Below are 7,236 nucleotides of genomic sequence, written 5' to 3' on the forward strand. Positions count from 1 at the left end.
GGAACCGGGTGGGGCGATCGGGATCCGACGGTCCAGGATATCGCGGGAGGACACCCAGAGGGTCTCCGCTAGTTCGCCATCGGTGTCCGCCTGTTGCTCCTCATCCTCGGTTTGGCCCCGCATGCCTACCATGAGTGATCCGGATATCGGCCAAGGTTGGCTGGCCACATAGGTAATTGCTTCTACCCTTCTGCCGGTTTCCTCCATGACCTCACGTGCGAAGGCATCCTCCAGGGTTTCACCATGGGAGACATAGCCTGCGACGAGGGAGAAGAACTTACGGCTGTGGGCATTCATTCCCAACAACAACCGTTGGGCACCGCTTAATTCCACAATGCCGATCACGGCCGGGTCCAGGCGGGGGAACAATGGCTGACCGCTGGCACCGTAGGCTACACCACCTTCGGCGTAGCGGAGTTCACTGCCGTCGCTGGGGTCGAAGCGGACACGCTCGCGGTTGCGGAGCAGGCTGACGGAGGCGTCGACAAGCTTGTCACCTAAGTCACGGGGTGCGGTTGGGTGACCCAACCGGGTGATGTCCTCATGGGTCACGCGGACAGCGAAGTAGCCCGGCGCGATGGCGATCACGTCTCCGGGGTGGTCGGTAAGGAAGACGGGGTGGTTGTCACGGATGGGGATTTCATCGTGGGGTCCCACGGGCAGGATCTGCATTAGTCGTTGACCTCTTCGCTGAACACACGTCGGACGTAAAGGAGGCGGTCGCCGGGTTCGACGGTTTCAGCCTCGGGGGAATCGATGCGGTAGAGCTCTCCGGAGCGGACCACCCCCAGGACGATATCGGCGAGGTGGCGGGGATTGGATCCCACCTCATCCTCAGCCACCAGTCGCTCAGCAACGGAGAACCCTTCATCAGGTGAGAGCAGGTCTTCCATCATCTCCACCACTGACGGGGTGACGGTGGCAAGACCCAGCATACGACCGGCGGTTTCCGAGGAGATGACCACAGAATCGGCACCAGACTGTTCCAGCAGGTGTTGGTTTTCTGATTCGCGTACTGAGGCCACGATCATGGCCCGGGGCGCAATCTCACGCACCGATAAGGTGACCAACACGGCGGTGTCATCCAGGTTGGGGGCCACGACCACCGCCCGGGCGCGTTGTACACCGGCGATCCTTAAGACATCGGCTTTGGTGGCGGTACCCTTGACGGTGACCAGGCCGTCATTGTTGGCGGCATCAAGAGCTGTCTGGTCGGTATCGATGACCACGATCTGGTTTGCGGGAACGCCATCAGCCAGCAGGGCTGCCACGGCAGAGCGGCCCTTTGTTCCATATCCGACGACAACGGTGTGATTGCGCATTCGTTTCCTCCAACGCTGGATCTGCAGGGCCCGGCGCGATTCCTCGGTGAGCACGGACAGGGTGGTTCCGACCAGCAGCACGAGGAATGCGATGCGGAAGGGGGTGATCACGATGACGTTGATCAGGCGTGCTTCCTGGGTGACCGGGGTGATGTCGCCATAACCCACCGTGGTCAGGGACACGGTTGAGTAGTAGAGGGCGTCCACGAAGGTGAGTTCCTCGGAGTAGCCCTCACGGTCAAAGTAGACGATCAGGGTAACCACCAGGGTGAGCAGGAGTGCGTAGACCACGCGTCGCAGCATCAGCCCCCAGGGGCTGATCCTGGTGGCTGCCGGGATGCGGATGATGCTCAGCAGGGCATGGTCGGGCAGACCCGACAGGTTATTGTCGCGTCTGAAGTTCCGCACCATCGCCCCACACTCCCCTTCATTGATTATTTCCGTTATCACTCTGGTTGATGATCATACGGTGGTTTCAGGAACCGTCGAGCAGCAGTGCCAGTTCTTCTGCCCCGGGTAGTGTCCCCGGTTCGAAGGTGTGGTTGTGTGCCACATAGTGGAAGGCACCACGCACCGTAGCGGGATCGATCTTCTGCAGGCTGGCCCAGGCGATGCGGTACACAGCCAGCTGGATGATGGCAGCGCTGCGTTCCGGGCCGGTGGGAATCTGGCCAGTTTTCCAATCCACGACCAACCAGGTGCCGTCTGCTTCCTGGAAGACGGCATCCATGCGTCCACGGACCACATGTCTGCCGATGACCACCTCAAAGGGATGCTCCACGAAGTTCGGTGTGCGTTCCGCCCAGGGTGATGCCAGGAAGGCGTCTTTGAGTTCTGCCACTGTGTGATCAGATTGTTCCTCCCCCATGCCGGGAAGCTGATCCTCGTCCAACAGGGCGGTGGCACCGAAGCGGTCCTCCAACCACTGGTGGAACTGGGTACCGCGTTTGGCGTAGGTGTTGGGTTTGAAGGGCACAGGCCGGCGTAGTCTGCGGGCAAACTGTTCCGGATTGTTCTTCATGCTGACAAGATCAGTGGCGGTGAGTTCACGTGAGATCTCCACATTCATGACGGGGGATTCGAGTCGACGCTGTTCTTCGATAAGCGCGTTCACCTCACGTTCCCACAGCTCCTCCATGCCGCCATCCTGCGAGGATTCCACCGGCTGCGCGCGCACCAGCTCAGCACCCTCAGCCACCCCGGGTGCCACATGCAGCTGCGGGTAGGTGGCCTGCTCAGCGGGCAGCTTCTCAACATCCGCCTCATCGCCTTCCCACCATTCCACCACCGCGTCCGGTGCCGTGGCCCTGAGGATCTCCAGATGCCCATAGGGAGCCTTGGGTTTGATCGTGGTGCCATCGATGGCGGAACCGGTCACCATCAACACCCGCTCACTGCGGGTGATACCGACATAAAACAGCCGGGAATTCTCCTCCGCCAGGCCTTCACGAACCTCCGCGATGTAGTCCTTACAGGCGGTCTCCAACTCCTTGCGATCTTCTGCCCCGGAGGTATCCAACACCGGAGACCCGGCACCTGCATCACCACGCAGGGTGGCGGGCACAGCGGTGACATTGGTCAACCACGTCGATGCCTTGGCGTCATAGGTTCCGGCATCGGCATGCAGCACCGAGACGATATCCCACTCCAGGCCCTTGGCCTTGTGCACGGTGAGGATCTGCACGCGGTCACTGCGCACGCTGACCTCACCGGGTTCCAGACCATCCTCCTGGTTTTTCGCCAACTGGAAATAATCCAGCAGTTCCGGCAACCCGATACTGGAATGATCCGCCACCTCATCAGCAAAACGATCCAGGTGAACCGTTCCCACCGCCCCATCATCATGGGGATTCTCCCGGGCAAGCACCTCGGTGCGGATGCTGAAAACATCCTCGATATCAGCGAAGATATCCGCCACCGACCGACCCAGGCTGTTGGTGCGCAGATGCCGCAGTTGGGAGGACAGTCGCTTCAACCGACGCCACCCTTCCTCACTGAAGTCGGTACCTTCACCCAGATCAGAGATCGCATCAGCCAGACCGACGATCTCTTCCGGCTCAGTGGGCACAGTCTCCGCAATCTGAGCCTTCAGGTGTTCCAGGGGATCCTCAAGAACCGGTTGTTCATCAGCCCTGCGGTGTCCTGCGATATTGGCGGCACGCCTCTGCAAGACCTGAATGTCTGCAATACCCAGACCCACATGAGGACCGCCGAGAATACGCAGCGTGGCACGGTTGTCCTGGGGGCGCACCAGCATGGTGGCGATCGCCACCATGTCAGACACCTCCGGAACATCCAACAGACCGGACAGACCGACGATCTCCACGGGGATGCCCCGGGCACGCAGCTCAGCTGCCATCGGCTCAGAATGCCTACGTTTACGCACCAGGACAGCAGCCGTGAACTTCTCACTGCGGGCATCCCAGTACTTCTTCAACTGATCTGCCACAAACGTCCGTTCATGCTGGGCTGTGGCAAACCATCCCACCGACACCTCACCGGTGGGTGCACCGGGACGAGGTTCCAGGGGCTGGACGGTCCTGTCCGGGGAACTTGGTGGCCCGAGCACCTCACGGGACACCGCATTAGCCAATTCCAGAACCTCAGGTGGGTTGCGCCAACTGGTGGTCAATTCACGTTTCGGGGCGGTTGTCTTGCCTTCCAAGGTGATCTCGGGGAAGTCATCGACAAAGTTTTCCAGGTTCGCGGCCGTAGCACCACGCCACCCGTAGATAGCCTGCATGGGATCACCCACCGCATTCACCGTCAGCCCCGGGTCAGTGCCACCGAACAGGCTGCGCAACAGCACCCGCTGGGAATGGCTGGTGTCCTGGTACTCATCCAGCATGACCACACGGAAACGACGACGCTGAGAATAGCCCACCTGCGGGTGTCTGGAGGCAAGGGTTGCCGCCTTACTCATCTGCTCGCCAAAGGTGATCACCGCACGTTCATGTAATTCCTGCTTGAGCTGTTCCACCAGCGGCAGATACTGCAGACGGATCAACTGGGTGTCACGCCACCCGGCCATCCCCTGGGAGAGTGCATCGCGCTGACGTGGTCCCTTGGGGAGCTCCTCAAAGAGATTGACAAAAGGCCAGGTCTCCTCGGCGATATCTTCCGCGGTAACCATGTGGTTATCCATCTCAGAAACCAGGTTGAGCAGATACTCCGTCACCGTCGCCGGACTCTGGGTGGCGGTGAGCTCCCCACGATAATTATCCACCACGGACCTGGCGATGTGATAGAGCTCAGTCTGGGTGATCAGCCGGGCAGAAGGCTCAACAGGCAGCAGCAGACCATATTCACGGATGAGGTTTCCTGCATAGGAATCATAGGTGGACACCGTCGGGGTGATCGCCTGTAGATTCCGGGTGATCGCACCGGTGGGATCAATATCACGCAGCTTCGGAATTCCCGCCAGTGTTTCCAGACGCTGACGGATACGTTGCGACAACTGTTGAGCCGCCTTGCGGGTGAAGGTCAGCCCCAGGACCTGATCAGGTGCCACCAGACCATTGGCCACCAACCACACCACACGGGCAGCCATCGTCTCTGTCTTACCCGCACCGGCCCCAGCCACCACCAGCAGCGGCCCCGGCTGAGAGCCGATGATATCGGCCTGCTGGGTGGTGGGGGCATGTTCCTGCCCCAACATCTTCGACAGCAGAACCGGAGATACCTTAACCATGGATGAGACGTCCTTCCGGCTGTACAGGGCACAGGCCCTTCACTGGGCAGTTGCCACAGGTGGGATTGATACGGGCAAGCAGATTCGGGCCCCGCGACAGATGAGCCAACTCAGGCAGAAGAGCTGCGAACTCATCAAGCTCCTCCGGACTCTTCGGCGCCTGATCACGGGTGGTGATGCCTTTGGCATCATGAGCCGGATACACCAGGACGCCGCCGCCCACCGGAGCCGGTGTTTCCCCGGGCAGTGGATCCTCAATCTGATCACCGTGCAGCACACCACGGGATAGTGCCAGCTGATAAGCCGAGAGCTGCGGGTGCTCCGCCATGTCCTTCTGGGTGGCTGCCTGACGCCCCGTCTTCAAGTCAATGACCACCAGTTCACCGGCCTCATTGCGTTCCAACCGGTCCATGCGGCCACTGATCGAAACCTCCTCAGAGATCTCCACCTTCACCCTGGTTTCAATACCCACCAGATCAAAGGTGGCACGGGACGTCAGCAACCAGGTGTGGGTCCTGTCGACCGTGCGACGGAAACTCTCCTCTGTGGATTCCCGTGACCAGGCTGGAACATTCGCCAGCTCCATATAGGCCGCCGTGACCATCTCCGCAGCCGGCTCAGGATCAGCACCGCGGGCGACAGCCTCCGCAAATGCATGAATGAGAGTGCCCCGCAACATCGCGATCGGGGCTTCATCCTCACTATCCAGACGATCAAGAACAGCACGCAGCGGACAGTTCATCAACGCCTCAATCCGTGAGGGTGACAAACGGACCTGCCCAGGTGGCACAAGTTCTGCCGTGGTCGACGGTGTACGCAAACTCAACCATTCTGAGGGGTCCGCGCCGGGTACTCCCGCGGCTGCCAGGCGGTGGAGCTGGCGGGCAGCTTGTTTCCTCCTGCTGCCCAGTTCCCCGGGATCGGTCACGGTGCGGCGCAGTTCCGCGACGAGTGCGGGGACGGAGAGCAGTCGGTGGCCCAGGGTTTCCGGGGCACGCACCGGTGTGCTCCCCTCCCCCTGAATATGGTTGATCTCCACCCCATGATGCTGCGCGAATTCTTCAATGAATCTGGAGGGTTCACGCACCTCGTCTGACTCCGGTGCATTGACCGCGGTAACCAGAAGCTTCTCGGTGGCCCGGGTGGTCGCCACATGGAAGAGGCGACGTTCCTCCGCGAGGCGTTCGACGGAACGGGAGATGATCGTATCCGGGTCGATATCCTCATCGATGAGGTCGATCAGTTCCTCCTGGCCCAGCAGTGTGCCGGTCTCCCCCAGCGAAGGCCAGCTGCCCTCCTGGACCTCTGCCACGATGACGTATTTCCATTCACGGCCTGTGGTGGCGTGTGCTGTGGTCACCGTGACGGCTTCGGGGGAGACACCACGGCGTTCGCGAACACCGGTGGGCAGTTCCTGTTCGGAGATGTGCAGGATGAAGTTGCGGATGCCTGCTTCCGGGTAGCGCTCCACGTAGTCGCCGGCGGCATCGAAAAGCGCCATCACCGCGTCCAGGTCACGGTCCGCCTGGGAACCGGCGGCACCACCGCGGAGGCTGACAGCAGAGAGGTGATCGGAGAGTTTGGTTTCCGACCACAGGGCCCACAGGATCTCCTCGATGCTGCCGCCCAGTACTCCACGTCCGGCATCCAGCACCGACCACACGCGGTCAAGCAGCTCCAGCTCACGCTGGTTGAGATAACCCAGCAGGGATTCATCGCGTTGCTCACCCAGGAGTTCTCGCAGCACCTCGATGGCACGCCGGTGCCCGCCGGCCTGCATCTCCGCGCGCCGCAGGCCGCGCAGGAGGCGTCGCAAAGTAACCGGATCGGCGCCACCAATCGGCCCGAGCAGCAGATCCTCCAGTTCCAGGGGTGTCAGTTCCTCAGTCAGGGCACGCAGCCCCAGGATCAGGGCGGCCACGATGCGCTGCTCAGATAACACCACGTCGGTGGGGCTGATGTGCACCGGCACACCCGCGGCCAGCAGCACGCGCCGCACCGGGGCGATCATGCCCGCTGACCGCACAATCACCGCCATATCCGACCACGCGACCTCCTCAAGGAGGTGCGCGCGCCGCACCGCGTCAGCGAGCACATCATTGTGCGCCGACCCTGTTTCCGGGACCGTGATGCTTATCGACGGCGCTCTCCTGCTCTCCTGCAACACGATCTCTTGCTCGGCAGCAAAGTTCTTGAGGAAATCCGGGTTCGCGCCACGGAAGT

The 7,236-nt window shown here is 61.3% G+C and carries 4 protein-coding genes; all 4 read right to left on the minus strand.

The features are described from left to right. On the minus strand, nucleotides 1-672 hold a 672-nt coding region (locus Q0M74_RS12145; protein ID WP_293954836.1), incomplete at its 3' end, for an NAD(+) diphosphatase. After that, nucleotides 672-1,733, minus strand: a complete 1,062-nt coding sequence (locus Q0M74_RS12150) for a TrkA family potassium uptake protein (protein ID WP_293954838.1) — start codon at nucleotides 1,731-1,733, stop codon at nucleotides 672-674. The genes Q0M74_RS12145 and Q0M74_RS12150, both read right to left, overlap by 1 nt. A gap of 64 nt (nucleotides 1,734-1,797) precedes the next feature. After that, nucleotides 1,798-5,013: a UvrD-helicase domain-containing protein gene (locus Q0M74_RS12155; protein WP_293954840.1), complete on the minus strand. Its 3,216-nt coding sequence runs from the start codon at nucleotides 5,011-5,013 to the stop codon at nucleotides 1,798-1,800. Beyond that, the coding region (locus Q0M74_RS12160) for a PD-(D/E)XK nuclease family protein (RefSeq protein ID WP_293954842.1) at nucleotides 5,006-7,236 on the minus strand (2,231 nt) is incomplete at its 5' end. The genes Q0M74_RS12160 and Q0M74_RS12155, both read right to left, overlap by 8 nt.

The sequence above is a fragment of the uncultured Corynebacterium sp. genome (genome assembly GCF_945649885.1).
Taxonomy (GTDB): domain Bacteria; phylum Actinomycetota; class Actinomycetes; order Mycobacteriales; family Mycobacteriaceae; genus Corynebacterium.